Here is a 3930-nt window from a genome sequence, read left to right as displayed (position 1 = left end):
AGGCTTATCTCGCCCGAGAGTTCATATCGACGGCGAGGTTTGGCACCTCGATGTCGGCTCATCGCATCCTGGGGCTGGAGAAGGTCCCAAGGGTTGGTCTGTTCGCCCATTAAAGCGGTACGTGAGCTGGGTTCAGAACGTCGTGAGACAGTTCGGCCCCTCTCCGTCGCGAGCGCAGGAGACTTGAGGGGAGCCGTCCCTAGTACGAGAGGACTGGGATGGACGAACCTCTGGTGTACCAGCTGTTCTGCCAAGAGCATCGCTGGGTAGCTAATGTTCGGAAGGGATAACCGCTGAAAGCATCTAAGTGGGAAACCCACCCCAAGATTAGGTCTCCCGTGCATTGGATAGAGATTTATCTCTACCTGATGCCCTGAAGGCTACCTGTAGATTACAGGATTGATAGGTCGTAGGTGTAAGTCCGGTAACGGATTGAGCCAAGCGATACTAATAAGCCGTGAGGCTTATCTTCACTAAATCACCAATCCAGTTAAAATTAAGCATTCCGTAAGGTGTGAGGAATTTTACATAGCACTCTTAGAGAGAGTTTTATTGGCATCAGTCTCTCATAATTTCGAGTCTTATAACCTCTTTTTTAAACACCCTCATTTTACACACCACCTCCTCATTTTTGGCGTAACTCCTCACACCTTCTATTTTTACGAATAGCAGGTGTGAGATGAAAGTAACAATGTTTTCTATTTGTTTAGTATCTCTCATTTTAACCATTAAAGTAAAAGCAGATGTGCCTTTGGAGCATACTCCATGCTGGACAGCTTCTCCCGGCTCATGCAGTCATGGTATTGCATTTGGTGATATGGACAACGATGGCTATCCGGACCTAGCAGTAGCTAATGATGAATATGCACCAAACCCGCAACCTAACTATGTATACAAAAACATAAATGGACAACTGGAGACCGAACCTTCTTGGATTTCAACTGAGAAAGTTCACGTGTATGTAGCTTGGGGTGATGTAGATAAAGATTGTGACTTGGACTGGTCTGGAGCTTGGGGTGATATGAATGGAGATGGTAGAGTTGACCTTGCTGTCGGTAACATTAACTGGGCACTCTACAACCGCGTGTATATCAATCAAGATACTATTCTTGAGACTGTTGCTTCTTGGACAGCTGGCGCACCCGGCTATCTAACTATTGGTATGGCATGGGCAGATGTCAACAATGATGGCTGGTTTGACCTTGCTTGTGGGAATGGCGCCTCTGCTGGAGATGTATCAATGGCAAATATTTTATTCTTAAATCATGAAGGAATACTTGAGACTTCTCCATCATGGATATCCAACGATTTAAGAAGTACATGTGCAGTTGCATTTGCAATGGAGAGCCAAATGCTGTTTATTTAAAATAGATAATGCTACAGGAATAATAACTCTTTGTTGCTGCTCTCTTTCGAGAACTTCTAGTGTAACTGGCAGTGGCACTATAGCCTATATTAAATGGACAGTTGTCCGTTATGGGAGCTCAAAGATACGTCTCGGACGTGAGGGTGACTATTCCTTTTGGACATGTATGCTGCTCGATACTGGTGGTAATGAGATTGAATTTAATATGGTAGATGGCTACTTTTCGGTATCTCAAGGTATAGCTGAGAATGGCTCTCTACATCAAGATTATTTACTACAGGCTTATCCAAATCCATTTGGTCTATCAACAGTTATCAATTACCAATTACCAGTGAAGAGTAAAATATTGCTCAAGATTTACGACATTTCAGGCCGATTAGTAAAGACACTTGTTGATGAAACCAAAGGAGCTGGCTACTACTCTATTGACTGGGATACTAAAGGGAATAGCAAATGGTGTATATTTTTGTAAATTGGAGTGTAATAGTAAAGTGCTCATGCGGAAGTTAGTGTTAGTAAAATAGATTTAAAGAAGGGCTGTCTCTGAATTTTTACTTGATTGGTATGAGCTCCCAATCTATGCGTGTGCTTTTGCCAGAATATATTGTTACCTCTTTTGCACAGGGCTCATAACCTGGAATTTCAAGTGTTATTAAATGCTTGCCAGTCGGGAAAATGAGCTTGTATTCACCCCACTCTGGTGAACTTGATTGGCTATAGTAGAGTAGGTCATACTCACTACTTGTTTTTGTATAGATTTGAAGCCTCGGGAAGCTTAGCTCCTTAATTGGCTTACCTGTTTCCCTATTTAGGATTCTGCCTTCAAGCACTCCTGTTGTTAAAGTCGTATAGGGTTGAGTTACAGGTCTCTTGGTAATAATAACTCGCTCTCTTTTTGCTGGTTTCTTTGCAGTAGTAATTGGGAATGATATACCGAGAGTCACATCCCACTGGCCTCCACCGTGTAACCCTCTTTCCCATGGATGAATTGGTGGGTCTCCTGTTCCCCATGTCCCGTATTCAAATGCACCAAGTAGTTTGATTCCATGAATCCATTCAGATTTAACTCCAAGGACTACCCTTTTTGGATTCTTAGTGATTGGGATACGGGTTGTATATTGGAGAAGGTCAGTCACTACCTCAATAAATACTCCATATGGAAGCGTGACCCCTATTCCAATCGGCATGTGATTTTTGTATATGGGGTTTGGATTTATCGTATCCTCTCTACTTACGAGGTCACCAATATTAAGTAAGTAACCAGTATTTAAATGTAGACCCACCCCTTGTGCTAAGTCATAACTTAAAATAAACAATAAGCCATTACCTACTTTTTTACTTGAAAACTTTGGGTAACCAACAGCTTCTGTATAGCCCGGTATATTGGAGTTACCTGTTGGGAGTCTCAAAAATGTATGTGCACCTATCCCTTTTCTAAAGATATAGGTGGCACCAACATCAAGGTCACCAAGTCCTGTACAAGAATAAAGCCAAAAGTGGTACCGTAATGATGGACTGCAATAGAGTTCAATGTTACGAATTGGCACCCATTTGATACCAAATTTAAACGCTGCCTCCAAGTGCTGGAATCCGCTATCTTGGTCTGCATAACTCTTCTCATAAAAATAACCTGTAACCGAGCCTTCATCACCAACAGCTGCCGGAATTACATAGCAATCAGCCGTTGTAAGCAAAGCTGCACTTATAAAGAGTAATCCAATTAAAAATAGTAATTTCTTCATTTTATCCCTCTTTAAATATATATTCATAATATTTAAATTGTCAAGTTTTTTTGCTGTTTGACTCAAATTTAAGCTCCAATAAACCGGAGCCCCTACACTTGGAAAAGGTAAAAGTCTATGAGGTGCGACCTCAAGCAGTTAATTTACGAAAGCTACTTATGAGTGCAATTTGGGGCAATTTGTTTTTATCTGGCACCTCTTTAGGTATCTGATAATCCACATTCTTTCTCAAGAATATAAGCCTCACAGCTTCAAGTACCTTAGCTACATCTACACCTTTGGGGCAGCGCGCACTACAGGTGAAACAACTTGCGCATACCCATACTGTCTTCGAATTTACTACCTCATCTACTTCTCCAACTTGTATTAGGCGTATAGCTTGGTTTGGTAGAATGTCCATAGCTCCAACAGCAGGACAGCCTGCCGAACACTTGCCACACTGATAACACTTAAGGATATTCTCACCACTTATTTCTTCAATCTTACGAATAACAGCCGATTTAAGATTAATTTCCATAATGTAGGGACAGGGCTTGTCCCTGCTCTGTTATTTGGGCAACCACAAGTGTTGCCCCTACATCGTCTAATTTTACAAAGAAATTGATACCTGTCAAGAAAATTGTGTTATTAATTCGTCAAGATGTTAAATTTTCATTACATCAAAATGTTAAAATTTTACTCCGTATGGCACATATCACCTTTTGCTCAAAAATTCCTCTATATCTTGTAGTCTTAAATTGAGAAGCTTTGTCCACATATAAGGCATAAAAAAGTCCTTTCTTCTCAATAAATGGTAACCAATTATGCTCAGATGAATCCATT

At 41.1% G+C, this 3930-nt stretch carries 4 protein-coding genes and 1 rRNA gene; 3 read left to right on the top strand and 2 right to left on the bottom strand.

The window, feature by feature from the left end; genetic code table 11:
* The 3 genes from QMD71_09930 to QMD71_09920 all read left to right on the top strand — a co-directional run.
* Nucleotides 1-472 (top strand): 23S ribosomal RNA (locus tag QMD71_09930); the annotation flags it as partial.
* A 207-nt stretch (nucleotides 473-679) separates the two neighbouring features.
* The gene (locus QMD71_09925; protein MDI6841142.1) at nucleotides 680-1366 is read left to right on the top strand and encodes a VCBS repeat-containing protein; all 687 of its coding nucleotides are present in this window, start codon (nucleotides 680-682) and stop codon (nucleotides 1364-1366) included.
* Complete coding sequence (locus QMD71_09920) at nucleotides 1335-1838, top strand: T9SS type A sorting domain-containing protein (GenBank protein MDI6841141.1); 504 nt, start codon at nucleotides 1335-1337, stop codon at nucleotides 1836-1838. Before QMD71_09925 ends, QMD71_09920 begins: the two co-directional genes overlap by 32 nt.
* Before the next feature lie 79 nt (nucleotides 1839-1917).
* Here the strand turns inward: QMD71_09920 and QMD71_09915 are convergent, their stop codons facing one another.
* Both QMD71_09915 and QMD71_09910 read right to left on the bottom strand, forming a co-directional pair.
* Nucleotides 1918-3108 carry a PEGA domain-containing protein gene (locus tag QMD71_09915; GenBank protein ID MDI6841140.1) on the bottom strand — a complete coding sequence of 397 codons (1191 nt, stop codon included), beginning with the start codon at nucleotides 3106-3108 and terminating at the stop codon, nucleotides 1918-1920.
* Between the two features lie 130 nt (nucleotides 3109-3238).
* The gene (locus QMD71_09910) at nucleotides 3239-3625 is read right to left on the bottom strand and encodes a 4Fe-4S dicluster domain-containing protein (GenBank protein ID MDI6841139.1); all 387 of its coding nucleotides are present in this window, start codon (nucleotides 3623-3625) and stop codon (nucleotides 3239-3241) included.
* Between the last annotated feature and the right edge of the window lie 305 nt (nucleotides 3626-3930).

It is taken from the genome of bacterium (genome assembly GCA_030018315.1).
Lineage (GTDB): Bacteria > Hydrothermota > UBA3073 > JACQXS01 > JAGMCI01 > JASEGA01.
This window is presented reverse-complemented; position numbering and strand designations above follow the sequence as displayed.